This window comes from Halopseudomonas sp. SMJS2 (genome assembly GCF_029866945.1).
Classification (GTDB): Bacteria; Pseudomonadota; Gammaproteobacteria; order Pseudomonadales; family Pseudomonadaceae; genus Halopseudomonas; species Halopseudomonas bauzanensis.
The window spans coordinates 1,516,644-1,543,510 of sequence record NZ_CP123445.1 but is presented as its reverse complement, the minus strand read 5'-3'; the positions used below and the strand labels follow the sequence as shown (position 1 = coordinate 1,543,510).

The following is a 26,867-nucleotide window of genomic DNA, read 5'->3' as shown; positions in this document are numbered from 1 at the left end:
GAAACCTCAACCTTTCATTGAATTTTTTCAGCCGCAACCGCTCGATATCTATAACTATTCGACGCAGCCGCAGGCGGAGATATATGCCGGCTCGATTCACGGCATGTCATCTCGCCCGTCTGGCCCTGAACAGGATAAAGGCATGCCAACGTTGAGCTCCCCCACCCCATCACAAGCAGTCGCAACGCATTTATCCCTATCGAGCCCCATCGAACTCTATCGGGGGCTGCAGCAGACCCCGGAGCAGTATCTGGCTGTCGCACGCAACTTTCTGCAGGAACAATTGAAAAAGGCAGCGAAACTGAAATGCGACCTGCCCGATTCGCCCGAGGATCTCCATCAATGGGTCATTGATGGCAATGCCCGGACCACCCAGGCCTACAGGCAGTATCTGGACACCCGCAAACAGGGCCAACCCCGGCGCTACTTTGCCAACCGCTCCCAGGCACTGTTCTTCCTTCGCGGGGTCGCACCAACCAAACTGGTGGACGGTTCCTGGCTGTACGGTGTTCTGCCCCAATGGCAGGACCTGCGCCTGCACGCCCTGGTACGCACTTACCTGGAGGAACTCGGCGAAGGCGAGCCCGAGCAGAACCATGTTGTGCTGTACAAGCAATTACTGGCACAGCATGAGCTGGAAGACATCGAATCGCTGCCAGCCAGCCATTTCGTCCAGGGCGCCCAACAACTGGCACTGGGGCATCTGGCACAGGACTTCTTGCCGGAACTGATTGGCTATAACCTGGGGTACGAGCAGCTGCCGCTGCACCTGCTGATTACCACCTATGAGCTCAACGAGCTGGGGATCGACCCCTATTACTTCCAGCTGCACGTCACCATCGACAACGCCGACACCGGCCATGCACACAAGGCGGCGAGCGCCGTTTTGGACAACCTGCCGGTGACCGGCGATGCCCAGACGTTTTACCGACGGGTTCGGCTTGGCTACCTGCTGAATGACCTCGCCCTGTCGTCGACCGACATCATCAACAGCTTCTGCCTGGAACAGGAGCTATACCGAGTGCTTGAACAGAAGGCCCTGGTCGCGCGCAACATGCACTCGGATTTCTGTCGGATAGAAGGCCGCACCATCAATGAATGGCTGAATCAGCAGGGACAGATCGGAGATTTCCTCGCTGCCCTGGAAAAGCGAGGCTGGATTCAGCGCGACGAAGACCCGGCGCAGAGCCGTTTCTGGCAACTGGTGCAAGGCAATCGCGCACCCATGTTCGGCGTATTCAGCCACTACGAGCTGCAGCTGCTGCATGATTGGATTGCTGGGGAATGGCTGATCAATGATCAGCCCAATCGGCCGAAAAAGTTTGTCCAGCCTGCCCACAATCAGAGCCAGGACAACAGCGCAAGGGCCGGCGATTTCAGTGCCGAGCAACAAATACTGGAAAAGGAATTACGAACACTGGATGGTGCGTCGAGAACCCGTCGCCTGATTCAGTTGATGTCGCCGGCTCATCACTACAAGCCAGCCGGATTGCTCGCAACCCGGCTATTTAACAAACTTCAGGCCTGACTCCATTGCTCGCTGGCCGAGTGGTCAGCGAGCATCAGGATCAGTCAGTCCCCTGCCCCAGCACCACGCCGTTGACCTCGACGCCATAGAGGTTGACGCCGTCATTTGCGTGGTATTTCTTGCGGGTTTCCTCAACCGAACCATCAATCAAGCGCGGATCTTGCGGCCGCTCATGGCTGTTCATGAACGCGGCAACATTCCATGCCTGTTCATCGGTGAGCGACCCACCCTTGCCCAGCGGCATGCTTTCCTTGATGAAATCAGCTGCCGTATTGATTCGATGCATGCCGGCGCCCCAGTTGAAGGACTCTTTCCCCCACAGGGGCGGAAAGACAAAATCCTCTCCTGACTTCTGCCCCTGGCCTTCATCACCGTGACAGATGGCACACTGCTCCTCATATACCTGCCGCCCCTGCGCGAGATCGTACCCACCCTCAGGCTCCGGCACCTTGGGGTAAGCACGCCCCGGTTGCACTTCACCGGTAGGCGCACCGGTAGACAGCCAGTAGGAATAGGCCGACAGGGCATTCATGATATGGCTGTCAGCGGCCGGAGCCGTACCGTCCATGCTGAACTGGAAGCAACCCTGCATGCGCTCCACATAGGTATTGACCTTGTCATTCTTCGAACGGTAGGCCGGGTACATGGGATAAGCGCCCCACAACGGAGCTGAATTGGCCTTGCGCCCCTGGTCGAGATGGCAGTTGGTGCAGTTCATACCGTTGCCAACATGCTCCGGTGCTCGATTACGGGTGTCCACAAAGATCGCCCGCCCTTCGCGCACCAGCGCCCCAAACGCATTATCCGGCAGCTCGCTTTCGAGCGGCGGCTGAAAATAATCCGCGCCGGCGGGCGGCTGGACTGATGGTGCCAGTTGCGACTGATCATCCATGGCAACGGGAGCTTGAGCGGCAACAGGCAGTGCAATCAGGGTCGCGGCAATGGCCAGATAGATTTTCATATTCGCTTCCTCACTGACCCAGGCCGGAAAAATAATCGGATACCGCCTTGACCTCATCATCGGTCAGGCTTTTGGCTATATGACCCATCAGGTCATTGGGATCATTCGTCCGGGTGCCCTTTTTCCAGGCTATCAGCTGCGAGCTCAAATAGGCCGAAGACTGTCCAGCCAAGGGCGGAAATGCCGCACCTACGCCCACCCCGCCCGGACCATGGCAGGCCACACATTCCGGAATGTTGCGCTCCCAGGCTCCTCGCAGCGCCAACCGCTCGCCCACCGAAGTGGCCTCCGCACTGCGATTGATCCGCGGGTAGTCGGGGGTCGTCATCTGCTCTATATAGAGGGAAACGCTCTGCATTTCTCCCTCCGTCAGTGCACTGGCTATTGGCAACATGACCGAGTGGGCCCGCGAGCCGGACTGAAAGTCCAGCAACTGCTTCTTCATGTACTCGGCCGACAGGCCCGCCAGCCGCGGAAAACCCGCCGCCGCCATGCCCATCCCATCAGCCCCATGACAAGTGAGACAGGCAAGCGCAGCCGGATTCGCGCCGCCCTTGGTGTATACATCCGCACTGGGGTCCGCCTGCACTGATGCCACCCATATACAGGCCAACAGGCCGGCCGCGAGATTACGCTTTTTCATGCTCCCTACTCCCAAGAAAACCAAACGGTACCGCACCCATCAGGCTCGAACCGTTAATAACATTAGGAAAGACAAGGATATTACGCCGGCCGCGGCAGATTGTCACGGAAAGGAATATGCTTATTCCAGCAAGGAATAAGGCTTATCCGAACCAGGCAGTACCTGCGACCAGTATAAGATAACGCCCGCCCTTGGCCAGGGTGACCAACAGCAGGAAACGCCAGAACGGCTCACGCATGACACCGGCAGCCAACGTAAGAGGGTCGCCGATCAATGGCGCCCAACTGAGAAGCAGCGACCAGTATCCGTAGCGCTGATAGGCGGATTGCGCCTTGTGCAGCTTGTCGGCCGACACCGGAAACCAGCGCCTGTCTTGCCAGCGCTCGATATAGCGCCCAAGCAGCCAATTCACCACCGAACCCAATACATTGCCAACGGTGGCGACCAGCAATAGCAATCCCAGCGAATGATTACCCGCCAACTGCAATGCAACGAGCACCACTTCCGACTGCATCGGTAAAAAGGTCGCCGCGACGAAGGCAGCAAAGAATAGGCCCAGATAGCCCGACATCTCCCACATATCACTCTCTTCACAGGGCATAGCTGGCGCAGCTTCGCAACGCTACCGGCAACGCATGATTATTTGGTTACGCCGACAGTATAGGTGCAACCACTACTCAGCCGCGCGCCATACTTGCCCGATAGGCTGCTGGCGGAAGCGAGCAAGATACCCGGATAAATATGACGGAGCAGTGGTCAATAAATTATCGTCATAACACTCATGGTGCACAGATGACCAAGAAAGGAATATTTGAATGCGCATCCCAATGGCTTGCCGACAAAGCCGGCAGCGCCCCGGCCTTTACGCTCGCCATTGCCGGCATAGCCGTATGGGCGGCCAGCGGTCCCCTGTGGGGCTTTAACGACACCTGGCAACTGATCATCAATACCAGCACGACAATTGTTACCTTCCTGATGGTCTTTCTGATCCAGAACACTCAGAACCGAGACACGGACGAGATCCATATCAAGCTGGATGAATTGCTGCATGCCACCCGCGGCGCGCACGATCATTTGTTGTCGCTGGAAGATCGAAACGCAAAGGAGCTTAAAGCACTACGCGAGGAATACGTCGAGCTGGGCCGCAAGAATGGCGACCAGCAATGAGGAAAAACTGAAATGGTGCGGATGGGGAGACTCGAACTCCCACACCTTGCGGCGCCAGAACCTAAATCTGGTGTGTCTACCAATTCCACCACATCCGCAAAACAGGCTACAGATACAAAAACGCCAGGCTGATTGCCTGGCGTTTTTGCTGAAATGGGGTGGACGATGGGGATCGAACCCACGACACCAGGAGCCACAATCCTGTGCTCTACCGACTGAGCTACGCCCACCATTACAGCAGCAACACTAACACGACTTCGCAGAACCATACCATATGCGCTTGGCGCGCCCGGCAGGATTCGAACCTGCGACCACCCGCTTAGAAGGCGGGTGCTCTATCCAACTGAGCTACGGGCGCCGTATACACATTGTCAATCCCGAAGGCTTGAAATGCTGGAGCCTGAATCGCCTTCCAAACCGACTTCGTTGTGTTTGTGAAGCGGGGCGAATAATACTCAGCCCCTATCTCCCCGTCAACGATGAATTCACATTTTTTTCAAATATTTGAGTAAGTTAAGAATCCACACCCTACCGCTCTTTTGCCAACGCCCCGCCGCATGCGACAATTGCCGCATTCTATGCACTTCCCAGGAACATCATGAAAGCCCAACTGATCGATGGCAAACAGATTGCCGCCAATCTCCGGCGCGAAATCGCCGATAAGGTCAACCAGCGCCGCGAACAAGGTCTGCGTATCCCCGGCCTCGCGGTCATTCTGGTCGGCAGCGATCCCGCCTCCCAGGTTTATGTGGCACACAAGCGCAAGGACTGCGAAGAAGTCGGCTTTATCTCCCGCTCCCATGATCTGCCGGCCGATACTGCTCAGGAAGACCTGTTGCAGTTGATCGATACCCTTAATGAGGATTCGGACATCGACGGCATTCTGGTTCAGCTGCCGTTGCCGGCGCACCTCGACTCATCACTGCTGCTCGAACGTATTCGCCCGGACAAGGATGTGGACGGTTTCCACCCCTACAACATCGGCCGCCTGGCCCAGCGCATGCCGCTGCTGCGTCCCTGCACCCCGCTCGGCATTATCCGTCTGCTGAAAAGCACCGGTGTCAGCCCCTACGGTCTGAACGCCACCGTGGTGGGTGCTTCCAATATCGTTGGTCGCCCGATGGCTCTGGAGCTGCTGCTGGCTGGTTGCACCACCACGGTGGCCCACCGCTTCACCAGCGATCTGGAGGAGCATGTACGCCGTTCCGACCTGGTGGTGGTGGCAGTTGGCAAGCCCGGCCTGGTCAAGGGGGAATGGATCAAACCCGGTGCGATCGTCATCGACGTGGGCATCAACCGCATGGAGGATGGCCGGCTACGCGGCGATGTGGACTTCGAAGCGGCTGCCGAACGCGCCGCCTGGATCACTCCCGTCCCCGGCGGCGTCGGCCCCATGACCCGCGCCTGCCTGCTGGAAAACACCCTCATCGCTTGCGAGAAGCTGCACAGCTGAGCAGGGCCTTTGGCCCTGCTTGCCTTGCTACAGGCTGGCGGTCGCGCCACCGTCTACCGGCAGGTTGATGCCGTTGATGAAGGCCGCCGCCGGTGATGCGAGAAAACCCACCGCATTGGCGAACTCCTCCGGCTCGGCAAAACGCCGGGCCGGAATGGTCTGCAGCAACGCCTGCTCCACTTCCTGCTCGGTTTTGCCGGCCGCTTCAGCGCGGAAGGTCAGCAAGCCCTCAAGACGCGCGGTACGCGTCAGCCCCGGCAATACGTTGTTGACTGTCACTCCCTCCCCCGCCAGCTCCGTAGCAAGGGTCTTCGCCCAGTTGGCCATGGCCGCGCGTATGCTGTTGGATACTCCCAGATTAGGGAGCGGGGTCTTTACTGAGGTCGAAAGCACATTGATGATGCGGCCGTAATTAAGCTCGCGCATGCCTGGCAACAGCAAATGCAGTAAGGTCTGGCTGCTCAGCAGGTGTTGATTGAATGCCGCTGCGTAGCTTTCTGTTGCCGCCAGATGCGCCGGCCCCGGCGCCGGACCACCGGTGTTATTGACCCAGATACAGATAGGCCCACCCCGGTCGACCTCCGCTTGCACCGCTACCGCCAGCGCTGGCAAATCACCCGAGTCAACACAGATGTAGCCATGCTTTTGTCCTTCGGCGGTCGGCAGTTGCTCGACCACCTCGGACAGTTTTTCTTCACTGCGGGCCAGGGCGATAACCTCCGCTCCCTGCAACGCCAGTTGCCGCGCGCAAGCGGCGCCCAATCCCTGGCTGGCCCCGCCGACCAGGGCTCGTTTTCCAGCTAAATTCAGATCCATCGTTGACTCCCATGATAGTGACACCCGGTTCAAGGGTTCGATGCATCTCAGCTTAACGTATCCGGCCCGCCTTGCACGGCTTTCAACAGGTGCCGTCGGGCACCCGCACCCAACCTTCCATGAGAATCCGTGCACTGCGGCTCATGATGGCCTTGTTCACCGTCCAACTGCCATTCACTTGACTGGCCTGCGCGCCCACCCGCAGCGTGCCTGACGGATGCCCGAAGCGTATCGATTCACGCTCGCCACCGCCGGCCGCCAGATTGACCAGCGTGCCCGGAATGGCCGCAGCGGTACCGATCGCCACCGCGCAGGTGCCCATCATGGCGTGGTGCAGCTTACCCATGGACAACGCCCGCACCAGCAGATCGATTTCACTGGCCTGGATCTGCTTGCCACTGGAGGCCGGATAGTCCTTCGGTTTGGAGACGAAGGCGATCTTTGGCGTATGTTGACGCTTGGCCGCTTCCTCTGGATTGTTGATCAGCCCCATGCGCAGAGCGCCGGCCACCCGAATCGCCTCGAAACGCGCCAGCGCCTCGGGATTGCCATTGATATCTTCGCGCAGCTCAGTGCCCTGATAGCCAATATCCTCGGCGTTGACGAATACCGTTGGGATGCCCGCAGTGATCATGGTCGCCTGCAGCGTGCCGATACCCGGTACCTCAAGCTCGTCCACAAGATTACCGGTGGGGAACATGGAACCGCCCTCGCCGTCATCTTCCGACGGGTCGATGAATTCCAGCACGATTTCCGCTGCGGGAAAGGTCACTCCATCCAATTCGAAATCACCCAGCTCCTGTACCTGGCCATTGGTGACCGGCACGTGGGCGATGATGGTCTTGCCAATGTTGGCTTGCCAGACCCGTACCGTGCAGGTGCCGTTGTCCGGAATACGCGCCGGATCGACCAGCCCGGCATGGATGGCAAAGGCACCCGCCGCCGTAGACAGGTTGCCACAGTTACCGCTCCAGTCGACGAAGGGGCTGTCGATGGAGACCTGGCCGTAGAGGTAGTCGACATCGTGATCCGGCTGGCTGCTTTTTGACAGGATCACGCATTTGCTGGTGCTGGATGTCGCACCGCCCATGCCATCAATGTGGGCAGCATAGGGATCAGGGCTGCCGATCACCCGCATGAACAACTGATTACGCGCTTCGCCGGGCACCTGACAGGAGGCCGGCAAGTCTTGCAGGCGGAAAAACACGCCCTTGCTGGTACCGCCACGCATATAGGTGGCGGGGATCTTGATCTGTGTTGCCTGGGTCATTGCTTGCTCCTGTTGGAATCCCCCTCTCCCGGAAGAGAGAGGGACTCTCCTGGTCGTTACACCTTTCCTTCCAGAAAGTCCTGAGCAAACCGCTGCAGTACACCACCCGCTTCGTACACAGTGACTTCCTCATCGCTGTCCAGTCGGCAGGTCATGGGGACTTCAACCCGCTCGCCGTTCTGGCGGTTGATCACCAGCGTCAGCTCGGCACGCGGCGCCGGCGTGCCCACCACGTCGTAGGTCTCGGTGCCGTCCAGCTCCAGCGTTTTGCGCGTGGTACCCGGTTTGAACTCCAGCGGCAGTACGCCCATGCCGATCAGGTTGGTACGGTGAATACGCTCGAAGCCTTCAGCGGCAATCGCCTCAACGCCCGCCAGACGCACACCCTTGGCTGCCCAGTCGCGACTGGAGCCCTGGCCGTAGTCGGCGCCGGCGACGATGATTAGCGGCTGCTTGCGGTTCATGTAGGTCTCGATGGCCTCCCACATACGCATCACCTGACCTTCCGGCTCGACCCGTGCCAGCGAGCCCTGCTTCACGCTGCCGTCGTCGTTCAACACCATCTCGTTGAACAGTTTCGGGTTGGCGAAAGTCGCGCGCTGGGCGGTCAGGTGATCGCCGCGGTGGGTGGCGTAGGAGTTGAAGTCTTCCTCCGGCAGGCCCATCTTGTGCAGGTACTCACCCGCGGCGCTGTCCATCATGATGGCGTTGGACGGCGACAGGTGGTCGGTAGTGATGTTGTCCGGCAGGATCGCCAGCGGGCGCATACCGGTCATTGTCCGCTCACCGGCCAGCGCACCTTCCCAGTATGGCGGGCGGCGGATGTAGGTAGACATCGGCCGCCAGTCATACAGCGGGCTTTCCGCTTCCTCGATAGCGCCCAGATCGAACATCGGGATGTAGACTTGCTTGAATTGCTCGGGCTTGACGCTGGAGGCAACGATGGCGTCGATTTCCTCATCGCTCGGCCACAGGTCCTTCAAGGTAACCGGCTGCCCATTCTGGTCGCGGCCAAGCACATCCTGCTCGATATCGAAGCGCACGGTACCGGCAATGGCATAGGCTACCACCAGCGGCGGCGAGGCCAGGAAGGCCTGCTTGGCGTAGGGGTGAATACGCCCATCGAAGTTGCGGTTACCCGACAGTACTGCCGTGGCGTACAGGTCGCGGTCGATGATTTCCTGCTGGATTTTCGGATCCAGCGCGCCGGACATGCCGTTACAGGTGGTGCAGGCATAACCGACGATACCGAAGCCGAGCTTTTCCAGCTCCGGCAGCAACCCGGATTCCTCCAGGTACAGCCTGGCGACTTTGGAGCCCGGAGCAAAGGAAGTCTTGACCCAGGGCTTGCGCACCAGACCCAGTTCGTTGGCTTTCTTGGCGACCAGCCCGGCGGCAACCACGTTGCGCGGATTGGAGGTGTTGGTGCAGCTGGTGATGGCGGCAATGATTACCGCACCATCGGGCATCAGCCCCTGTGCTTCTTCTGTCTTGCCAGATTCCCACTTGGCTTCGTCAGCAATACCCCGTTCGGCCAATGCCGACGTGGGCAAGCGGCGATGCGGGTTGGACGGGCCAGCCAGATTACGCTCCACAGTGGACAGGTCGAATTCCAGTACCCGCTCGTATTCGGCAGTGGTCAGCGCATCGCTCCACAGCCCCAGGGTCTTGGCGTATTGCTCGACCAGTGCGACCTGCTCCGGCTCGCGGCCGGTCAGTTTCAGGTAGTCGGTGGTCTGCTGGTCGATATAGAACATCGATGCAGTGGCGCCGTATTCCGGGCACATATTGGAGATGGTTGCGCGGTCACCGATGGTCAGGCTGTCGGCACCTTCACCGAAGAACTCGACATAGGCGCCCACTACCCGCTCCTGACGCAGGAACTCGGTCAGCGCCAGCACGATATCGGTAGCGGTGATACCCGGCTGACGCTTGCCGGTGAGCCTGACGCCGACGATGTCGGGCAAGCGCATCATCGATGGCCGACCGAGCATCACGGTTTCCGCTTCCAGGCCACCCACTCCAATGGCGATCACGCCCAGCGCATCAACGTGCGGCGTATGGGAATCGGTGCCCACGCAGGTATCCGGGAAAGCGACGCCATCACGGGCCTGGATTACCGGGCTCATCTTCTCGAGGTTGATCTGGTGCATGATGCCGTTACCGGCGGGGATCACGTCGACGTTCTTGAACGCGGTCTTGGTCCACTCGATAAAGTGGAAGCGATCCTCGTTGCGGCGATCCTCGATGGCGCGGTTCTTGTCGAAGGCGTCCGGGTCAAAGCCTGCATGCTCGACGGCCAGCGAGTGGTCGACAATCAACTGCGTAGGTACCACCGGGTTGACCTTGGCCGGGTCACCACCGGCCTCGGCGATGGCATCACGCAGGCCGGCCAGGTCCACCAGCGCGGTCTGACCGAGGATGTCATGACAGACCACCCGCGCCGGGTACCAGGGAAAGTCCAGGTCGCGCTTGCGGTAAATCAGCTGCTCCAGCGCCGCGGTGAGCTTGTCCGGCTCGCAGCGACGCACCAGTTGCTCAGCCAACACCCGCGAGGTGTAGGGCAGCTTGGCCCATGCTCCGGCCTGGATAGCGTCCACGGCCGCTGGGGCGTTGTAATAGTCCAGGTCGCTTCCTGGCAGGTTTTCACGATATTGGGTGTTCATTACTTACGATCCTTCAACGCCACGAACTGCAGATCTTCCGGGCCAACATAGTTGGCGCTCGGGCGGATGATCTTGCCGTCGATGCGCTGCTCGATCACATGCGCTGACCAGCCGGCAGTACGAGCGATCACGAACAACGGAGTGAACATCGCGGTAGGCACGCCCATCATGTGGTAACTCACGGCGCTGAACCAGTCGAGGTTGGGGAACATCTTCTTGGCTTCCCACATGACGCTTTCCAGACGCTCGGCAATGTCGTACATCTTCTTGTTGCCCTGCTCCTGGGACAGCTCCTCGGCAACTTTCTTGATCACTTCGTTGCGCGGATCGGAAACGGTGTAGACCGGGTGACCGAAGCCGATGACCACTTCCTTGCGCCCTACCCGCTCACGGATATCGGCTTCTGCCTCGTCCGGATTGTCGTAGCGCTTCTGGATCTCGAAGGCGACTTCGTTCGCACCGCCGTGTTTCGGGCCGCGCAGCGCGCCGATGGCGCCGGCGATGGCCGAGAACATGTCCGAACCGGTACCGGCGATGACCCGGCTGGTAAAGGTCGAGGCGTTGAATTCGTGCTCGGCATACAGGTTCAGCGAGGTGTGCATGGCGCGCACCCAGGAATCGCGGGGCTTCTCGCCGTGCAGCAGGTGCAGGAAGTGACCGCCGATGGAGTCATCATCGGTTTCCACATCGATGCATTTGCCGTTATGGCTGTAGTGATACCAGTACAGCAGCATGGAACCCAGCGACGCCATCAGCTTGTCGGCGATATCCCGGGCGCCCGGATGGTTGTGGTCGTCCTTTTCCGGGGTCAGGCAGCCGAGCACCGACACACCGGTACGCATTACGTCCATCGGGTGCGCCGACGGCGGCAGTTGCTCCAGGGCGGTCATCACCGCAGCAGGCAGGCCGCGCAACGCTTTCAGCTTGGTCTTGTACGCGGCCAGCTCAGCCACCGTGGGCAACTTGCCGTGCACCAGCAGATGGGCGATTTCCTCGAATTCACAGGTAGTGGCGATGTCGAGAATGTCATAGCCACGGTAATGCAGATCGTTACCGCTGCGGCCGACAGTGCACAGCGCGGTATTGCCGGCGGCGGTACCGCTCAGGGCGACGGACTTCTTCGGCTTGAAGGTCGGGGTGGTCGATTCGTTGGCGCTCATGGCGTTCTCCTCACTTGGACCCGGTCGGGGCTGTTATTGTCTTTAGCGGTTTTACTTCTTGCCGGCGGCAAACAGTGCGTCGAGCTTATCTTCAAAGGCGTGGTAGCCGATGCGGTCATACAGCTCGTTACGAGTCTGCATGCTGTCGATTACATTCTGCTGATGGCCTTCAGTGCGGATGGCGTTGTAGACATTTTCCGCCGCCTTGTTCGCTGCACGGAACGCCGAGAGCGGATACAGCTGGATGGCCACGCCAACCGAAGCCAGTTCCTCGCGGGTAAACAACGGCGTAGCGCCAAACTCGGTAATGTTGGCCAGCACGGGCACGTCCAGTTCCTTGACGAAACGCTCGTAGGTCGGCAGGTCGTAGGCAGCCTCGGCGAAAATCCCGTCGGCACCGGCCTCAACGTAGCGCTTGCAACGCTCCAGAGCGGCTTCCACACCTTCGGCCTGGATGGCATCGGTACGGGCGATCAGGAAGAAGTTCGGATCGGTCTTGGCATCAGCAGCGGCCTTGACCCGATCAACCATTTCGCCGGTGGAAACAATTTCCTTCCCCGGGCGGTGACCACAACGCTTGGCACCAACCTGGTCCTCGATGTGCGCAGCAGCGGCGCCGGCCTTGATCAGACTCTTGACCGTACGCTCGATATTGAAGGCGCTGGGGCCAAAGCCGGTGTCGATATCCACCAGCAGCGGCAGATCACAGACATCGGTAATGCGGCGCACATCGATCAGCACGTCTTCCAGGGTATTGATGCCCAGATCAGGCAGGCCCAGCGAGCCTGCCGCCACGCCGCCACCGGACAGGTAGATGGCCTTGAAGCCGGCGCGCTTGGCCAGCAGCGCATGGTTGGCATTGATCGCACCGATAACCTGGAGCGGATGTTCTTCGGCAATTGCATCACGGAAACGCTGGCCTGGGGTCTTGTTCATTGGGTACTCCCTCCTGAGGATGTGGTGAGGTCACGCTGTTCCAACATGCGACGCTCGATGTTGCGGCGGGATGCGCTGATATGACGGCGCATCAGCATTTCCGCGAGTTCACCATCGCGATCGGCGATGGCTTCGATGATTCGGTGATGTTCGGCGAATGCCTGCTGCGGGCGCTTGGGCGTGGACGAGAACTTATAGCGGTACATGCGCACCAGGTGATACAGGTCGCCACAGAGCATGTCGCTGAGCGTGCGGTTCTTGCTGCCCTGGATGATCACGAAGTGGATATCCAGGTCGCCTTCCTGCTGGTAATAGGATTCGTTGGCCTTGAGGCCTGAGTGCCGCTCGTGGGTGGCCAGCACATCGCGCAGGTTGGCAATCTCTTCGGCGGTCATGTTCTGTGCCGCCAGTCGACAGGCCATGCCTTCCAACGCCTCGCGCACGTGGTACAGCTCGATCAACTCTTCGTAGCTCAGCGACACCACGCGCACCCCCGCATGGGGAACGCGTACTACCAGGCGGCGCCCTTCAAGGCGGCGGATGGCTTCGCGCAATGGACCGCGGCTGATACCGAAGGTCGTGGACAGAAATTGTTCACTAATGCGCGTACCCGGCGGGATCTCGCCTTTGACAATAGCCGTCTGCAGACGCTGGAAGGCGCCGTCGGACAAAGTTGCGGCTGGTAATGCGTGATCAGTCTCGGCCAATTGTTGACAACCTTATTGTGTTTTGTAAGTCGCACTGCAATTTATGGGCAGATCATGCCTTCCAAAGATACGGATTGTCAACAATCCATTAAATGGCTGAATTTTTTGAAAAACAATCGAGGGGAACTTATCGCTCTGGGTGCCGGTCTGCTTGGCATGCTACTATTCCGCCTGCCTAACGCTGCCTTTTCCACCACATCCAGGGAATGGAGCAGCTGTCCGAAACTGCTGCTGAGAACACTATGCAATCGATCAATACGCATCTGAAAATCCTGATTGCCCTGATGGTCAGTCTGGGTCTGTTGATTACTGGCTACCAGATATATGTACTCGATATCCCCGTCAGGGAGGATGAAACGGATGATATCTGGAGCTTGGATGCGAAGGTCGAGTTCCGCGCCAGCACCGGCGTTCCGGTCAAGGCGCAGCTGTTCATTCCGCCATTGAACCAGGAGTTCATCGGTCTTAATGAAAGCTTCATCTCCAACAACTATGGCGTCAGCGTAAATCAGTTGAACGGCAACCGCCGGGTCACCTGGTCAGCCCGCCGGGCCAGCGGCTCGCAAACGCTGTATTACCGCCTGGTCCTGACCAAGCGCTACGGCGTCGAACCCACCGAAGCCCCACCACCGGCCCCGCGCCAGCCGATTCCGCTGGACGGCCCCGAACAGATCGCCGCCGATGCGCTGATCAACCCGATTCGCCAGCATTCCGCGGATATCGAGACCTTCATCAGCGAGGCCATTCGCCGGGTCAACGACATCACCGATGACAATGTCCGGCTGCTGCTGGGCGGTCAGACCAGCGCGCTGGACAAGGCCCGGGTGATTGACGTGCTGCTGTCCAACGCTCGCATTCCGCTGGAGCTGGTGCACACCATCCGTCTGGAAGCCACCCCCAATCAGGAGCCGGAGCTCTGGTTGCGCAGCCACAACGGCGAGCGCTGGCTATACTTCCACCCGGAAACCGGCCAACAGGGCATTCCGGAAAACCGCCTGGTCTGGTGGACCGGCGCCACGCCGCTGCTCGCTCTGGAAGGTGCGCGCAACGGCAACGTCAGCTTCACCATCAACAACAGCGAGATGAACGCCCTGCGGCTGGCCAAGATGACCACCGAGAACAGCCCCTCGGCACTGCTGGAATATTCCCTGTATGGCCTGCCCCTGCAGGCGCAGCAGGTCTATCAGGTGATGATCATGATCCCGATCGGGGTGCTGGTGATCCTGGTATTGCGTAACCTGATCGGCATTCAGACCCTGGGTACCTTCACCCCGGTACTGATCGCCCTCGCCTTCCGCGAGACCCAGGTTGGCTGGGGTATTGTGTTGTTCACCCTGATCACCGCCCTCGGTCTGTCGCTACGCTCCTATCTGGAACATCTGAAGCTGCAGATGCTGCCGCGCTTGTCCATCGTACTGACCTTCGTGGTGATCATCATTGCGGTCATCAGTCTGTTCAGTCACAAGCTCGGCATCGAACGCGCCCTCTCCGTGTCCCTGTTCCCCATGGTGATCCTGACCATGACCATCGAGCGTCTGTCGATCAACTGGGAAGAGCGTGGCGGTGGCCACTCCTTCAAGGTGGCGCTGGGCACCCTGGTCGCGGCCACGCTGTCGCATATGCTGATGACCATTCCGGAGCTGACCTACTTCGTATTCACCTTCCCGGCCATTCTGCTGGTACTGGTGGGCTTCATGCTGGCCATGGGTCGCTACCGCGGCTACCGTCTCACCGAACTGATGCGCTTCAAGGCGCTGACCAAGCAAGGTTGAGGAGACGCCATGTTCTGGAAGACCTGGAAAGCGCTTAGTGACTTTGGAGTCATGGGCATCAATCGGCGTAACGCCGACTACGTGCTCAAGTACAACAAACGGCATCTGTACCCCGTGGTAGATGACAAGATCCTGACCAAGGAGCGCGCCATCGCCGCCAAGATCAACGTGCCCGAGATGTACGGCGTCATTGATACCGAGAAGGACATCGGCAAGTTCAGCAAGCTGGTCGAGAACCACAAGGACTTCGTCATCAAGCCGGCTCAGGGTGCCGGCGGTGACGGCATCATGGTGATCGGCGACCGTTACGAAGGTCGTTACCGGACTGTATCCGGCAAGATCGTCAGCCACGATGAGATCGAACACCACCTTTCCAATATCATCTCCGGGTTGTATTCGCTGGGTGGCCACCGCGACCGGGCACTGATCGAATACCGGGTCAAGCCCGATCCGATCTTCAAAAGCATCAGTTACGAAGGCGTACCGGACATCCGCATCATCGTGCTGATGGGCTACCCGGTCATGGGCATGCTGCGCCTGCCTACCCGCCAGTCCGGCGGCAAGGCTAACCTGCACCAGGGTGCCATCGGCGTCGGTGTCGACCTCACCACCGGCATCACGCTCAAGGGCACCTGGCTGAACAACAAGATCAGCAAGCACCCGGATACCGCCAATCCGGTGGATGGCGTGCAACTGCCCGACTGGGATGGCTTCATGCGCCTGGCCACGTCCTGTTACGAGCTGTCCGGGCTGGGTTATATCGGCGTGGACCTGGTACTGGACGAGAAGCAGGGCCCGCTGATTCTCGAGCTCAACGCGCGCCCCGGCCTGAACATCCAGATCGCCAACGATGCCGGCCTGACCCACCGCTGCCACAAGGTGGAAAGACACATCGCCGAACTGGCCAAGGCCGGCATCATCGAAACCCCGGAAGAGCGCATGGCGTTCTCCCAGAAGCATTTCGGCAAACCAGTCTTTCTCAGCGCAGACGAGGCGCCGGTCGAGCCCGAACTCAACGCATGACCCCCTACCACATCACCGAATTGCCCTGGCACGCCGATCCGCTGCCGGGGCTGCTTGCCATCCGCGGCATGGGCCAGCCCGTACTGCTGGATTCGGCGGCCAGCGGTGACCCATTGGGCCGCTATAGCATCCTCGCCGCAGACCCGCTGACGACGATCACCCCGCACGCCAATGAACCAGGCGAGCAGACCATCGCCCGCCTGCGCCAGGCATTGCAAGAACTGGGGCCAGCCCGTTGGCCAGAGTCGCTGCAACTGCCCTTTGGCGCCGGTGCGTTGGGTTATGTCAGTTATGACTTTGGCCGCGCATTGGAGCAGCTGCCGGTGCAGGCCCGGGCCGATATCAAACTGCCCGACCTGCAACTGGGCCTCTATCGCTGGAGCCTGATCAGCGACAACCAGCTGCGCCAGCGCTGGCTGGTATGTCACCCCTCGGTCGAAGCAGATTATCGAAAAGCCCTGCTTGAGCGACTGGCAGGCCCGATCAGCGAACCCGGTGCCTTTGCCTTGCAACACAGCTTCGCCGCCGAACAGTCCGCGCCGCAATACCAGCAGGCCTTCGAGCGCATCCAGCGTTACATACACGCCGGCGACTGCTACCAGGTCAATCTGGCACAGCGTTTTTCCGCGCCCTGCCACGGTGATCCGCTGAGCGCCTACCAGCAGCTGCGCCAGGCCTGCCCTACTCCCTTTGCCGCTTACCTGGAGTCACCTGATCACGCCCTGTTATGCCTGTCGCCGGAGCGCTTTCTCAAGGTCGAAGACGGACAAGTGGAAACCCGCCCGATCAAGGGCACGCGGCCGCGCGGCGATACGCCTACAGAGGATCAGGCGCTGGCCGATGAGCTGCGCAGCAGCACCAAGGATCGGGCCGAGAACCTGATGATCGTCGATCTGCTGCGCAACGATCTGGGCCGCGTCTGCGCCTATGGCAGCGTACGGGTGCCAGAGCTGTTCAGCATCGAAAGCTACCCCAACGTCCACCACCTGGTCAGCAGCATCACCGGCCAGCTTGCGCCAGGCCACGATGCCCTGAGCCTGCTGACCAATGCATTTCCCGGCGGCTCGATCACCGGCGCACCGAAAATCCGCGCCATGCAGATCATCGAGGAGTTGGAGCCAGTCCGCCGCAGCCTGTATTGCGGCAGCATCGGCTATATCGGCTGCGAGGGGCAAATGGACCTGAATATCGCCATCCGCAGCCTGGTGCACCAGGATGATCATCTTTACTGCTGGGGCGGCGGCGGCATAGTCGCCGACTCGGACGGCGAAGCGGAATACCAGGAAAGCTTGACCAAGGTTCGGGTTCTGCTCGAGACTTTGACCACCGGGGTGTAGCGCACCCGCGCTACACCTATGGCCTCGCAGCCATCCTTGCGCCGAGCCCGCTCATAGCCGAAACGCTCGACACACCCAGGACTACATCGAGTTGATCCGCCTCCGGCAATCTGACTGCCTGGAACGCGACAGGCCGGGACTGAACCCGGCCTGTCAGGAAGACGCTGTTACAAACTCAGCGGGCGATTCGAAGCCTTGAGGAATTCCTGTTTCAGCTCCTCGAACGTCTGCACCGCCGGGAACTGCGGGAATTCGGCGATGACGTTGTCCGGCGCATGGAACAGGATGCCGGCATGGGCTTCGGCCAGCATGGTGGTGTCGTTGTAGGAGTCGCCAGCGGCGATCACGCGATAGTACAGGCTCTTCAACGCGATGACCGACTGACGCTTCGGGTCCTTCTGGCGCAATTGATAGTCCACTACCCGGCCGCTGTCATCGGTTACCAGCTTGTGGCACAGCAACGTCGGGAAGCCCAGTTGGCGCATCAGTGGCTGGGAGAACTCATAGAAGGTATCGGACAGGATCACTACCTGGAAACGCTCGCGCAGCCAGTTGACGAACTCCACTGCGCCTTCCAGCGGCGCCAATGTGCCGATCACTTCCTGAATGTCCGACAGCTTCAGACCATGCTCATCGAGAATGCGCAGGCGCTGCTTCATCAGCACGTCATAGTCCGGGATATCCCTGGTGGTCGCGCGCAGTTCGGCGATACCGGTTTTCTCGGCAAAGGCAATCCAGATTTCGGGGACCAGAACACCTTCGAGGTCAAGGCAGGCGATTTCCACAGAGTACTCCTGAAGCAGTGATTGAACTGGCGCAACAATCTACCGGCTCCGCTTGCGGGGCGCAACGGCGAGCCGACCGAACACCGGAGATTGATAGCCAAAGGGCATAAAACTATAACTAAATAAAAGCAGAAGTGCTAAGCAGTGCTTGTTAAAATGCCGCGATTAAAGATGGCCCGCATGCAGGGCCGCATCGCGGGAGAGCCTGATGTCCACCAATCTGTTCGATGTTGAAACCCTGGCTGCGGAATATGCGAGCAAGTCGCCGCAGGATATTCTGAAACTGGCCTTTGAGCATTTCGATGATCTCTGGCTGTCCTTCAGCGGCGCGGATGATATCGTCGTGCTGGATATGGCCTGGAAGATCAACCCGAACCTCAAGGTCTTCACCCTGGACACCGGCCGCCTGCATCCGGAAACCTATCGTTTTCTGGAAGAGGTGCGCAAACACTACGGCATTCAGCTGGAAGTGCTATCCCCGGATCAGCAGGCGCTGGAAGCCTATGTAAAGGAAAAGGGCCTGTTCGATTTCTACGAAAGCGGCCATGGCGAGTGCTGCGGCATCCGCAAGATTGCCCCGCTACGCCGCAAGCTGGCGACGGTGGACGCCTGGATTACCGGCCAGCGCCGTGACCAGAGCCCCGGCACCCGCAGCAATGTGCCCGTGGTGGAAATCGACGGCGCCTTCTCAACTGCCGGCAAACAGCTGATCAAGTTCAACCCGCTGGCCAACTACAGCAGCGAGGATGTATGGAACTACATCCGCATGCTGGAAATCCCCTATAACAGCCTGCACGAGCGCGGCTTCGTCAGCATCGGCTGCGAACCCTGCACCCGTCCGGTGCTGCCGAACCAGCATGAGCGTGAGGGCCGCTGGTGGTGGGAAGAGGCAACGCAGAAGGAATGCGGGCTGCATGCGGGCAATCTGATCGTCAAGAGCTGATGAGCGGCAGCTAGCGGCCGATGGCGTGCAGCGCACGCCTCGGCTCCCGATCAAACTCAATAAACCGGCAATTCCACCGCCGCAAACAACGCTTCGATTTCCTGCCTGCTCTGGCACTGCAGCACCTCTTCTATCCGTTCCCGGGTCAGGTGCGGAGCAAACTCTTCGATGAAGTCATACATGAACCCGCGCAGAAAGGTGCCGCGGCGAAAGCCCAGGTGAGTCACGCTGGACTCGAACAGGTGGCTTGCATCCAGTACCACCAGATCATCATCGATCTTCGGGTCCACTGCCATCTTCGCCACGATCCCTACGCCCAGCCCCAGCCGCACATAGGTCTTGATCACGTCAGCGTCGGCGGCGGTGAAAACCACCTTGGGCGCCAGCCCCTGATGGTTGAAGGCATCATCCAGCTTGGAGCGACCGGTGAAACCGAACACATAGGTCACCAGCGGCTGCTCACTGAGGACTTCCAGGGTCAGTTTGCCGACCTCGGTCAGCGGGTGGCCCTTGGGTACGATCACGCAGCGGTTCCAGCGGTAACACGGCATCATCACCAGCTCGTTGAACAGCTCCATGCCCTCGGTGGCAATGGCGAAGTCAGCAGTGCCATTGACCGCCATTTCGCTGATCTGGGTGGGCGTGCCCTGATGCATGTTCAGCGCCACATCGGGATAACGTTGCATGAAACGGCTGATTACTGGTGGCAGGGCATAACGCGCCTGGGTATGAGTGGTGGAGAGCGTCAGCACGCCCTTGCACTCATGACTGAATTCCTGGGCGATCTGCTTGATGCTTTCGCACTTGCGCAGAATTTCCCCCGCTGTCTCGATGATCTTCTCGCCAGCCGGGGTGACCCGTGTCAGATGTTTTCCGCTGCGGGAAAACACTTCTACGCCCAGCTCATCTTCGAGCAGACGGATCTGTTTGCTGATCCCGGGTTGAGAGGTATACAGGCTCTGCGCCGTCGCGGACACGTTGAGGTCGTGGTGCGCCACTTCCCAGATGTAGCGAAGCTGCTGCAATTTCATCGAGATACCCCTCCTGTTGGATCAAGCTGAATATCATGAACCGTTTATAACCAGATTCATAGATACACGCCTGATGTTAGACCAAAAAGCCCAACAAGAAAGGTCACGCACGAGATTGACGTTACCGCCGGTCCAGCGGGTTCGCCCCAGAGCCGAGGCGAACCCGTCAGGTGGCTCGGTTACTCAGCCAGATAGCCCGCCTCGACAAACCGCAGCATCTGCAACAGCGCCTCGGTCCGCGGCATGCTGCAACCGGCTTCGGCAGCCAGCTTCAATGCCTCGCCATAGAGCGCGTCCAGCTCCATGGGCCGTTTGTGCAGCCAGTCGTGATACATGCTGGGCAGATAGTCGGGAATGCGCTGCGTGCCGATCAGCAGCTTGTCCGCCAGCGCCTCAGGCATGCTGTGGCCACAGGCTTCAGCTGCATTCACCACCTCCTGCATCAGCTCCCTGATCAGCTGGCGGCTGGATTCGTTGGCCAGCAACGCCTGCGTTCCCGCATTGAGAATGACCGACACACCATTGAAGGGTGCGTTCCAGATCAGTTTCTGCCAGCGGGCGCTGTCCAGACCACCCATTTCCCGCGCCTTGAGCCCCGTCTCACGGAACATGGCCGCCCCGGCGCTGATAATTTCCTGGCGCTCCGCTTCGGCGGCTGGCCCTGAATGGTAGGCCAGATCGATCATGCCGTTGTCCTGATGCACCACCACGCCCGGGGCCTTGCGGTACAGACACACATAGCACAGCCCACCGATCAGATGCAGATCAGCCGGCAGCAGCTCACGCAGTTGCTGCTCATTGTTCAAGCCATTCTGCAATAGCACCACCCGCGCACCCGGCGCCGCGGCGCGAGCGATGAGCGGAGCCAGGGATTCATTGGATGTGGACTTGGCGCCGACCAACAGCCAATCACAGGGCGGCATATCGGCCGCATCGGCGTATGCCTGGACCGGATGCAGATTCAGTTCACCATGGACACGACTTTCCACGGTAATGCCGTGCTCCCGGACCGCCGGATACTCACTGCGCAGCAGAAAATGCACGTCATGGCCCGCCCGGGCTAGCATCAAGCCATAGAAGCCACCGATGGCGCCGGTGCCAATGATGCCGATACGCGGTTTTACCTGTTGCATGCTTACCTCTTGTTTTAACGATGCGCGAAATAGTCAGATATGCTGGCCATGGTAAACGCTGGGTGCGGCCGACAACAGTCGGCAAGGCGACAAAGCTAGCCGCCACCCTGTCCAGAGCACCTGGTTTGCGTTCAATCGCACCAATCGCCTGCCGACAGGGTAGCCGCAGCCGCCATCCATGCTTTAAGCTGTCGGCCACTATTAAGAAGGCCGACCGGTTGGTGGCCGAAAGACACGCTGGGAAGAAAGATGGCCGATTTACCTATTAATGATCTGAACGTTGCTTCCAACGAAGTGATGATTACCCCTGCCCAACTCAAGGCCAGGATCCCCATGAGCGATGCCGCACACGCCACCATCGTGGAAAGCCGGCAGGTCATTCGTGACATTCTGGATGGCAAGGATCACCGCATCTTCATCGTCATCGGGCCCTGCTCCATCCACGACGTGGAAGCCGCCAAGGATTATGCCCGGCGCCTGAAGGCCCTTGCTGAAGAAGTCAGCGACAGCCTGTATCTGGTCATGCGGGTGTACTTCGAGAAGCCGCGCACCACCGTCGGCTGGAAGGGTTTGATCAACGATCCCTACCTGGATGACTCGTTCAAGATCGAGGATGGCCTGCATATCGGTCGTCAGTTGCTGTGCGATCTGACCGACATGGGCCTGCCCACCGCCACCGAGGCGCTGGACCCGATCTCCCCGCAGTATCTGCAGGACCTGATCTCCTGGTCGGCCATCGGCGCGCGCACCACCGAATCCCAAACCCATCGCGAACTGGCCTCCGGCCTGTCCTCGGCGGTCGGTTTCAAGAACGGTACAGATGGCAATCTGGGCGTGGCGATCAACGCTCTGCAGTCCACCGCCAGCCCGCACCGCTTCATGGGCATCAACCATGAAGGCCAGGTATCCATTGTCACCACTCGCGGCAACCGCTACGGCCACGTGGTATTGCGCGGCGGCAACGGCAAGCCCAATTACGACTCGGTCAGCGTCGCGCTCTGCGAGAAGGAACTGGAAAAGGCCGCCATCCAGCCGAACATCATGATCGACTGCAGCCATGCCAACTCCAACAAGGATCCGGCCCTGCAGCCGCTGGTCATGGATAACGTCGCCAACCAGATCGTCGAGGGCAACCAGTCAATCGTCGGCCTGATGGTCGAAAGCCACATCGGCTGGGGCAGTCAGTCGATCAACAAGGATCTGTCGCAACTGGAATATGGTGTTTCCATCACCGACGCCTGCATCGACTGGGATACCACGGTCCAGGCGGTGCGCAGCATGCACACGAAGATTGGCGATGCCCTGCGGACCCGCAAGCGCGGCCACTGATACTGCAGACAAGCATGAAAAACCCCGCCGCGGCGGGGTTTTTCATGTCAGCTGGGATGTTCTTGCATGTAGCGCTCGACATAGGAACAGGACGGGATCACCGTGTAGCCCTGCTCTCCGGCATACTTCAGCGCCTCGGCAGCGAGCCTGGCGGCCAGCCCCTGACCGCGCAGCGCATCTGGCACAAAGGTTCGATAGATATCCATGGTCTGCTTGCCCAGGTCCATATAGGCAAGATAGGCTCGTCCACCCTCGGCGTCGATATAGAACTGCTTGCCTTCGGCGTCATGCTGGACCGGAGCAGCGGAGGTCATGGCAGTCTCCCTGATAATGCAACGTGAATGCTGAACACAGTTGACCTGCGGCAGCAGCAAAAGATTCCGCCGCTGCCGCACGCCTCAGGCTGGCGGCGTAACGCCAACCCCCAAGGCCATCAACAGTGCAATGGACAGCAGACAGGCTATCACCGGCACCGCCACGGTAACAACGAACATGTCCTTGTAGGCTTCCCGGTGCGACAACCCCATGATCATGAAGGTGGCAATGACCGCACCACAATGGGGGAGCGAATCCAGACCGCCTGCGGCAATCGCCGCGATACGATGAAGAATCTCCGGCTGGATACCCATTTCCAGATAGCTGGGCGCCAGTGTCTGCATGAAGATCTGCAGGCCGCCGGAAGAGGAGCCGACAATCGCCGACAACGTACTGACCGAGGTGAATACCGATAACAGCGGCGGCATGTCGACACCCAGAATCCACTGGGCGAATTCACCAAAGCCGGCCGTCTGGGTCACTACACCACCGAAGCCGATCACTGCGGCGGTGTTGAGCAGCGGCATGATCGAGTCTTCCGCACCCTGGCCGAATACCTGACCAAGCTTGCGCCGGGCACTGACAAACAGGACCCCGCAGGACAGCGCGCCGATTACCAGTGCAATACTCGGCCAGATGATCGGCTGCGCCGCGCTGAAGCGCAGAATGCTCGCGAACATGCCTTCGGTCTGCGACCAGTCCGCCATGCCCAGGATCAGTCGCGGCAGCATGATCACACCCAGTACCAGCACCAGCGGAACCAGTGCCAGCCCCCATGGCGGCGCATCATTCGGATCACCGATCAACTGCTCCATCCGCACATCCTGGGCGTTTTCGACGAAGCCTTCACCCTTGGCACGAGCCAGACGCCATTCGCGCTCGACATACCACATACCCAGACCGCCCATCACCACTGCAGCGAATATACCGATCCAGCCACCGGCGAACAGATCCGTACCCAGCGCGCTGGCGGATATCACGTTGTGAATCGAGGGCGTACCGGGCAGCGCGGTCATGGTGAAGGTGCCAGCACCGACGGAGGTGGCCGCACACCAGATCCGCTTCGGCAGGTTGGCCTCGCGCATCAGGGTAATACCCAGCGGGTACATGGTGAACACCACCACGAAGACCACCACCCCGCCATAGGTCAGCAAAGCGCAGACGACCATCCCCACCAGCAACGTGTGCTTGACGCCCAAGCCGCGGGTAATGGCAACGGCGATACTCTTGGCCGCCTGGCTGGTGGCCATGGCCTTGCCGAAAATTGCACCACAGAGAAACAGCAGAAAGAACTTGCCGGCGAAAGTAAAAGCGCCCAGTGCACCGAAGGGATAGTGCTCCAGCAGCGCCGCGGGCACCAGGATGCCATTGGGGATGGCCACCACCAGGGCGCAGATCACCGACGCCAGAAAAATATTCACACCCCTGAGCGCGAACCCGATAAGCAGTGCGAGCCCGGCAAACAACCCCAGATAACCCAGCATGAAGCGCATCCTTGTTTGTATTTTTTTTTGCGTGGAATCACCTTAACCCAGACGGCCTTGGGAACAAACTGCGCGGCCACTCAGTCAATGAGCTGAATATCATCAAACCGCCACCGTTTATGACGCTCGTCAATCTCCACTCGTCGGGATAACTGCTAATATGAATCGGTCGGCAAAACGACACTATTGTCAACCAAAGGGGTATTACGATGAACATCGCATTGAAACTTTCGGCTTTGTCGCTGGCTGGCCTGCTTGCTGTCGGTTGCAGCAGTAACCAATATCAGGAAGAGACCGGCACTCGCCTGTCCGCCAATGAAAATGCCGCTGCCCGTGCACAATCCACCGCAGATGAAGCCAACCGCAAGGCGGATGAGGCGCTGGCTGCGGCCCAACGCGCCCAGCAAACCGCTGATGAAGCCAACGAGCGCGCCCTGCGCATGCTCGAGCGAGCGAGCCGCAAGTAAGCTTGTCAGGCGTCCAGCGCGAGCTGGGCGCCTTTGCTGCCCCGCCTCAGATCGACCGGTAGGGTTCGCCGATCACCGCCGGCACCCCCTCTTCGGCAAAGACCATATCGCGGATCTTCTGCCAATCCAGCCGGTAGCCGCTGATCAGCTCACCCTGAGCCTGCAACAGCTCCTGGATCGCCGCCTGCTTGTCCAACGCTGACGGAAGGCCTTGTTCATCCAGCGGCGTATGCACCTCCAGATACAACCTGCCATCCTGCACTCCCAGCTTGTATGGCTGGTTGACGATGGTCACCTCGGTACCGATGGGCACTTGCGGAAACAGCTCCGTCACATCCGCATTGTTCATCCGAAAGCAGCCATGGCTGACGCGCATACCGATGCCGAACGACTTGTTGGTGCCATGAATGACGTAGCCGCTCATGGCCAGGTTCATCTTGAACGGCCCCATGGGATTGTCCGGTCCCGGCGGCACCACTGCGGGCAGCGGGTCGCCAGCGGCGGCATGTTCCGCGCGGATTGATTGCGGCGGGTACCAGGATGGATTGGCCTCCTTGCGCGCAACACGCGTCTGCCCTATGGGCGAGGACCAGCCTTCCCGGCCGATACCTACCGGCCAGGTACTGACCCTGCCGCCATCAGCCGGGTAATGGTAGAGGCGGTATTCCGGCAGATTGATGACGATGCCGCTGCGCGGTGCATCCGGCAGGATGAACTGGCCAGGTAGCCGTATCGTCGTACCTTCGCCCGGCAACCAGGCGTCGACACCCGGGTTGGCTGCCTGCATTTCGAGAAAGCCGAAGCCGTAGGTCTCGCCGAGATCAGCGAAAGTGTCCTCGTACACCGCCTCCACTGTCTGAACCGAGCCCACCAGCTGCTGCCCAGGCGCCAGAGGGAAGTCGGCGGCATGCGCGGCGCAGCCCAGACAGGCTGAGAGCAAACCGACACCAAACCATCTCTTGCCAGGCAGGTATTTCATTCGTTCAACTCCCCACGGGTGCATACAGATCAAATTGCTGACCAATGGACGGCAACCCCGAGGCACGGCGGGCTGCTGCCGGCCGTCGCCCGGTATCCCGCAGGGTCTGCGCTGTATCTCGACAATGCGGGCACAGATTCTTCACCAACTGGCGGGTCAACTCCCGATAGACCGGCCGGGAAGGCAGCAGATCACCGCACAGCGATCGCTCCAGCGGCGCGTCCAGCCGCAGATTGATATCGACCAGATGGAAATGCCAGGGATCTCCCACGAACAGGTCCTGTTGCTCATCCTGCTCCACCACACACCACCGTCTGGAAATCCAGGACATCGTCACGCAACCTGCTCCTCATACCGATTAATTGCCATCAAGCCACTGCTTGATGGCCGGCCAGGCATTATCCAGCAAAATCGGCTGGGCTGCAGCGGTTGGATGCACGCCGTCGCTCTGCATCATGCCTTCCACACCGCCCGCGCCTTCCAGTAAAAAGGGCACCAGAGGCACGTCATGTTCATCTGCCACCTCGACAAAAGCGTTTTCGAAGGCCTCGGAGTAACGGGGACCGTAGTTTGGCGGGATGCGCATACCCAGCAGAATGACATCCGCACCGGCCTCCCGGGCCAGGGAAACCATGGCCGAAAGATTCTGTTGCATATTGGCCACCGGCAGCGCCCGCAGCCCATCATTGCCGCCCAGCTCAATCACCACCAGTTCCGGTGAAGCCTGCTCCAACAGCGCCGGGAGCCGGGCCAGACCGCCTGCAGTGGTGTCGCCGCTGACCGAGGCATTAACCACCTCATAAGGTTCATTCTGCTCTGCCAGACGCTGTTCCAGCAGCCGGACCCAGCCCTGCTCGATTTCCAGACCGAAAGCGGCACTGATACTATCGCCGACCAGCAGAACGTTCTGCGCCGACACGGGCATCGCCAGCAGGCAGAACAGGACCGCAGCAGCGCATTTC

The 26,867-nt window shown here is 59.8% G+C and carries 26 protein-coding genes and 3 tRNA genes; 9 read left to right on the top strand and 20 right to left on the bottom strand.

All coding sequences use genetic code 11. From position 1 onward, the window contains the following. The first annotated feature begins 142 nt into the window (after positions 1-142). A complete protein-coding gene (locus QAO71_RS07260) occupies positions 143-1,528 on the top strand; it encodes an iron-containing redox enzyme family protein (RefSeq protein WP_280165578.1) in 1,386 nt (461 codons plus the stop codon). A gap of 40 nt (positions 1,529-1,568) precedes the next feature. Here the strand turns inward: QAO71_RS07260 and QAO71_RS07255 are convergent, their stop codons facing one another. The 3 genes from QAO71_RS07255 to QAO71_RS07245 form a co-directional block, all read right to left on the bottom strand. Further along, positions 1,569-2,489 carry a c-type cytochrome gene (locus tag QAO71_RS07255; RefSeq protein WP_280165577.1) on the bottom strand — a complete coding sequence of 307 codons (921 nt, stop codon included), beginning with the start codon at positions 2,487-2,489 and terminating at the stop codon, positions 1,569-1,571. A gap of 10 nt (positions 2,490-2,499) precedes the next feature. After that, entirely contained in the window at positions 2,500-3,132 is a 633-nt protein-coding gene (locus QAO71_RS07250) for a c-type cytochrome (protein ID WP_280165576.1), read from the bottom strand. Between the two features lie 142 nt (positions 3,133-3,274). After that, positions 3,275-3,712 carry a YqaA family protein gene (locus tag QAO71_RS07245; protein ID WP_036992343.1) on the bottom strand — a complete coding sequence of 146 codons (438 nt, stop codon included), beginning with the start codon at positions 3,710-3,712 and terminating at the stop codon, positions 3,275-3,277. Positions 3,713-3,924: 212 nt separating this feature from the next. Between QAO71_RS07245 and QAO71_RS07240 the strand changes: the two genes are divergently transcribed. Then, positions 3,925-4,299, top strand: a complete 375-nt coding sequence (locus tag QAO71_RS07240; protein ID WP_036992344.1) for a low affinity iron permease family protein — start codon at positions 3,925-3,927, stop codon at positions 4,297-4,299. A 13-nt stretch (positions 4,300-4,312) separates the two neighbouring features. Here the strand turns inward: QAO71_RS07240 and QAO71_RS07235 are convergent. The 3 genes from QAO71_RS07235 to QAO71_RS07225 form a co-directional block, all read right to left on the bottom strand. Then, positions 4,313-4,397, bottom strand: a tRNA-Leu gene (locus QAO71_RS07235). A gap of 56 nt (positions 4,398-4,453) precedes the next feature. Then, positions 4,454-4,529, bottom strand: a tRNA-His gene (locus tag QAO71_RS07230). Positions 4,530-4,580: 51 nt separating this feature from the next. Beyond that, a tRNA-Arg gene (locus QAO71_RS07225) sits at positions 4,581-4,657 on the bottom strand. A gap of 240 nt (positions 4,658-4,897) precedes the next feature. Here QAO71_RS07225 and folD point away from each other — a divergent pair. Beyond that, positions 4,898-5,752 carry a bifunctional methylenetetrahydrofolate dehydrogenase/methenyltetrahydrofolate cyclohydrolase FolD gene (folD, locus tag QAO71_RS07220; RefSeq protein WP_280165575.1) on the top strand — a complete coding sequence of 285 codons (855 nt, stop codon included), beginning with the start codon at positions 4,898-4,900 and terminating at the stop codon, positions 5,750-5,752. A gap of 27 nt (positions 5,753-5,779) precedes the next feature. On the opposite strand, the gene QAO71_RS07215 is transcribed toward folD, so the two are convergent. The 6 genes from QAO71_RS07215 to QAO71_RS07190 form a co-directional block, all read right to left on the bottom strand. Next, positions 5,780-6,568, bottom strand: a complete 789-nt coding sequence (locus tag QAO71_RS07215) for an SDR family oxidoreductase (RefSeq protein WP_280165574.1) — start codon at positions 6,566-6,568, stop codon at positions 5,780-5,782. An 82-nt stretch (positions 6,569-6,650) separates the two neighbouring features. Continuing rightward, positions 6,651-7,838, bottom strand: a complete 1,188-nt coding sequence (prpF, locus tag QAO71_RS07210) for a 2-methylaconitate cis-trans isomerase PrpF (RefSeq protein WP_280165573.1) — start codon at positions 7,836-7,838, stop codon at positions 6,651-6,653. Between the two features lie 56 nt (positions 7,839-7,894). Next, the gene (gene acnD, locus QAO71_RS07205; RefSeq protein WP_280165572.1) at positions 7,895-10,504 is read right to left on the bottom strand and encodes a Fe/S-dependent 2-methylisocitrate dehydratase AcnD; all 2,610 of its coding nucleotides are present in this window, start codon (positions 10,502-10,504) and stop codon (positions 7,895-7,897) included. Next, on the bottom strand, positions 10,504-11,664 hold the full coding sequence (gene prpC, locus QAO71_RS07200) for a 2-methylcitrate synthase (RefSeq protein ID WP_074779886.1): 1,161 nt from the start codon (positions 11,662-11,664) through the stop codon (positions 10,504-10,506). The genes acnD and prpC overlap by 1 nt, the downstream gene beginning before the upstream one ends. A 51-nt stretch (positions 11,665-11,715) precedes the next feature. Further along, positions 11,716-12,600 (bottom strand): methylisocitrate lyase, encoded by an 885-nt coding sequence (gene prpB, locus QAO71_RS07195; protein WP_280165571.1) that lies wholly within the window; start codon positions 12,598-12,600, stop codon positions 11,716-11,718. After that, entirely contained in the window at positions 12,597-13,307 is a 711-nt protein-coding gene (locus tag QAO71_RS07190; RefSeq protein WP_036992358.1) for a GntR family transcriptional regulator, read from the bottom strand. The genes prpB and QAO71_RS07190 overlap by 4 nt, the downstream gene beginning before the upstream one ends. A gap of 242 nt (positions 13,308-13,549) precedes the next feature. Between QAO71_RS07190 and QAO71_RS07185 the strand changes: the two genes are divergently transcribed. The 3 genes from QAO71_RS07185 to pabB are packed head-to-tail and all read left to right on the top strand — an operon-like array spanning position 13,550 to position 17,439. After that, a complete protein-coding gene (locus QAO71_RS07185; protein ID WP_036992360.1) occupies positions 13,550-15,079 on the top strand; it encodes an inactive transglutaminase family protein in 1,530 nt (509 codons plus the stop codon). Positions 15,080-15,088: 9 nt separating this feature from the next. Continuing rightward, positions 15,089-16,102, top strand: coding sequence for an alpha-L-glutamate ligase-like protein (locus QAO71_RS07180; RefSeq protein WP_280165570.1), 1,014 nt, complete (start codon positions 15,089-15,091; stop codon positions 16,100-16,102). Further along, complete coding sequence (gene pabB, locus QAO71_RS07175; RefSeq protein WP_280165569.1) at positions 16,099-17,439, top strand: aminodeoxychorismate synthase component I; 1,341 nt, start codon at positions 16,099-16,101, stop codon at positions 17,437-17,439. Before QAO71_RS07180 ends, pabB begins: the two co-directional genes overlap by 4 nt. Positions 17,440-17,606: 167 nt before the next feature. Here the strand turns inward: pabB and thrH are convergent, their stop codons facing one another. Next, positions 17,607-18,224 (bottom strand): bifunctional phosphoserine phosphatase/homoserine phosphotransferase ThrH, encoded by a 618-nt coding sequence (gene thrH / locus QAO71_RS07170; RefSeq protein ID WP_136869860.1) that lies wholly within the window; start codon positions 18,222-18,224, stop codon positions 17,607-17,609. Positions 18,225-18,432: 208 nt separating this feature from the next. Here thrH and QAO71_RS07165 point away from each other — a divergent pair, with 208 nt between their 5' ends. Beyond that, positions 18,433-19,167 carry a phosphoadenylyl-sulfate reductase gene (locus tag QAO71_RS07165; protein ID WP_136869859.1) on the top strand — a complete coding sequence of 245 codons (735 nt, stop codon included), beginning with the start codon at positions 18,433-18,435 and terminating at the stop codon, positions 19,165-19,167. A gap of 56 nt (positions 19,168-19,223) precedes the next feature. On the opposite strand, the gene cysB is transcribed toward QAO71_RS07165, so the two are convergent. Continuing rightward, the gene (gene cysB / locus QAO71_RS07160; protein ID WP_280165568.1) at positions 19,224-20,198 is read right to left on the bottom strand and encodes an HTH-type transcriptional regulator CysB; all 975 of its coding nucleotides are present in this window, start codon (positions 20,196-20,198) and stop codon (positions 19,224-19,226) included. Between the two features lie 179 nt (positions 20,199-20,377). Further along, complete coding sequence (locus QAO71_RS07155; protein ID WP_280165567.1) at positions 20,378-21,331, bottom strand: putative 2-dehydropantoate 2-reductase; 954 nt, start codon at positions 21,329-21,331, stop codon at positions 20,378-20,380. Between the two features lie 249 nt (positions 21,332-21,580). Between QAO71_RS07155 and QAO71_RS07150 the strand changes: the two genes are divergently transcribed. Beyond that, positions 21,581-22,660, top strand: coding sequence for a 3-deoxy-7-phosphoheptulonate synthase (locus QAO71_RS07150; RefSeq protein WP_280165566.1), 1,080 nt, complete (start codon positions 21,581-21,583; stop codon positions 22,658-22,660). 47 nt (positions 22,661-22,707) lie between these two features. Here the strand turns inward: QAO71_RS07150 and QAO71_RS07145 are convergent, their stop codons facing one another. Beyond that, complete coding sequence (locus QAO71_RS07145; protein WP_036992372.1) at positions 22,708-22,974, bottom strand: GNAT family N-acetyltransferase; 267 nt, start codon at positions 22,972-22,974, stop codon at positions 22,708-22,710. Positions 22,975-23,058: 84 nt separating this feature from the next. After that, the gene (locus QAO71_RS07140; RefSeq protein ID WP_074779899.1) at positions 23,059-24,459 is read right to left on the bottom strand and encodes a GntP family permease; all 1,401 of its coding nucleotides are present in this window, start codon (positions 24,457-24,459) and stop codon (positions 23,059-23,061) included. Positions 24,460-24,668: 209 nt separating this feature from the next. On the opposite strand from QAO71_RS07140, the gene QAO71_RS07135 reads away from it, so the two are divergent. Then, complete coding sequence (locus tag QAO71_RS07135; protein ID WP_036992373.1) at positions 24,669-24,926, top strand: Lpp/OprI family alanine-zipper lipoprotein; 258 nt, start codon at positions 24,669-24,671, stop codon at positions 24,924-24,926. A 46-nt stretch (positions 24,927-24,972) separates the two neighbouring features. Here the strand turns inward: QAO71_RS07135 and QAO71_RS07130 are convergent, their stop codons facing one another. From QAO71_RS07130 to QAO71_RS07120, 3 genes are read right to left on the bottom strand one after another with little or no spacing between them, the layout of a single operon-like run. Beyond that, positions 24,973-25,905 carry a L,D-transpeptidase family protein gene (locus QAO71_RS07130; protein WP_136869856.1) on the bottom strand — a complete coding sequence of 311 codons (933 nt, stop codon included), beginning with the start codon at positions 25,903-25,905 and terminating at the stop codon, positions 24,973-24,975. A gap of 4 nt (positions 25,906-25,909) precedes the next feature. Beyond that, on the bottom strand, positions 25,910-26,242 hold the full coding sequence (locus QAO71_RS07125) for a hypothetical protein (RefSeq protein WP_136869855.1): 333 nt from the start codon (positions 26,240-26,242) through the stop codon (positions 25,910-25,912). Positions 26,243-26,263: 21 nt separating this feature from the next. Further along, a complete protein-coding gene (locus tag QAO71_RS07120) occupies positions 26,264-26,830 on the bottom strand; it encodes an arylesterase (RefSeq protein WP_235818273.1) in 567 nt (188 codons plus the stop codon). Between the last annotated feature and the right edge of the window lie 37 nt (positions 26,831-26,867).

Excerpts from the sequence above, each read along its gene's own strand:
- QAO71_RS07245 (WP_036992343.1), bottom strand. The coding sequence starts at position 3,712 with ATGTGGGAGATGTCGGGCTATCTGGGCCTATTCTTTGCTGCCTTCGTC.
- pabB (WP_280165569.1), top strand. The coding sequence starts at position 16,099 with ATGACCCCCTACCACATCACCGAATTGCCCTGGCACGCCGATCCGCTG.
- cysB (WP_280165568.1), bottom strand. The coding sequence starts at position 20,198 with ATGAAATTGCAGCAGCTTCGCTACATCTGGGAAGTGGCGCACCACGAC.
- QAO71_RS07145 (WP_036992372.1), bottom strand. The coding sequence starts at position 22,974 with ATGACCTCCGCTGCTCCGGTCCAGCATGACGCCGAAGGCAAGCAGTTC.
- QAO71_RS07185 (WP_036992360.1), top strand. The coding sequence starts at position 13,550 with ATGCAATCGATCAATACGCATCTGAAAATCCTGATTGCCCTGATGGTC.
- prpB (WP_280165571.1), bottom strand. The coding sequence starts at position 12,600 with ATGAACAAGACCCCAGGCCAGCGTTTCCGTGATGCAATTGCCGAAGAA.
- QAO71_RS07140 (WP_074779899.1), bottom strand. The coding sequence starts at position 24,459 with ATGCTGGGTTATCTGGGGTTGTTTGCCGGGCTCGCACTGCTTATCGGG.
- prpF (WP_280165573.1), bottom strand. The coding sequence starts at position 7,838 with ATGACCCAGGCAACACAGATCAAGATCCCCGCCACCTATATGCGTGGC.
- QAO71_RS07255 (WP_280165577.1), bottom strand. The coding sequence starts at position 2,489 with ATGAAAATCTATCTGGCCATTGCCGCGACCCTGATTGCACTGCCTGTT.
- QAO71_RS07180 (WP_280165570.1), top strand. The coding sequence starts at position 15,089 with ATGTTCTGGAAGACCTGGAAAGCGCTTAGTGACTTTGGAGTCATGGGC.
- QAO71_RS07215 (WP_280165574.1), bottom strand. The coding sequence starts at position 6,568 with ATGGATCTGAATTTAGCTGGAAAACGAGCCCTGGTCGGCGGGGCCAGC.
- prpC (WP_074779886.1), bottom strand. The coding sequence starts at position 11,664 with ATGAGCGCCAACGAATCGACCACCCCGACCTTCAAGCCGAAGAAGTCC.
- QAO71_RS07155 (WP_280165567.1), bottom strand. The coding sequence starts at position 21,331 with ATGCAACAGGTAAAACCGCGTATCGGCATCATTGGCACCGGCGCCATC.
- QAO71_RS07130 (WP_136869856.1), bottom strand. The coding sequence starts at position 25,905 with ATGAAATACCTGCCTGGCAAGAGATGGTTTGGTGTCGGTTTGCTCTCA.
- QAO71_RS07250 (WP_280165576.1), bottom strand. The coding sequence starts at position 3,132 with ATGAAAAAGCGTAATCTCGCGGCCGGCCTGTTGGCCTGTATATGGGTG.
- QAO71_RS07150 (WP_280165566.1), top strand. The coding sequence starts at position 21,581 with ATGGCCGATTTACCTATTAATGATCTGAACGTTGCTTCCAACGAAGTG.
- QAO71_RS07165 (WP_136869859.1), top strand. The coding sequence starts at position 18,433 with ATGTCCACCAATCTGTTCGATGTTGAAACCCTGGCTGCGGAATATGCG.
- acnD (WP_280165572.1), bottom strand. The coding sequence starts at position 10,504 with ATGAACACCCAATATCGTGAAAACCTGCCAGGAAGCGACCTGGACTAT.
- QAO71_RS07260 (WP_280165578.1), top strand. The coding sequence starts at position 143 with ATGCCAACGTTGAGCTCCCCCACCCCATCACAAGCAGTCGCAACGCAT.
- QAO71_RS07120 (WP_235818273.1), bottom strand. The coding sequence starts at position 26,830 with ATGCCCGTGTCGGCGCAGAACGTTCTGCTGGTCGGCGATAGTATCAGT.
- QAO71_RS07135 (WP_036992373.1), top strand. The coding sequence starts at position 24,669 with ATGAACATCGCATTGAAACTTTCGGCTTTGTCGCTGGCTGGCCTGCTT.
- QAO71_RS07240 (WP_036992344.1), top strand. The coding sequence starts at position 3,925 with ATGACCAAGAAAGGAATATTTGAATGCGCATCCCAATGGCTTGCCGAC.
- folD (WP_280165575.1), top strand. The coding sequence starts at position 4,898 with ATGAAAGCCCAACTGATCGATGGCAAACAGATTGCCGCCAATCTCCGG.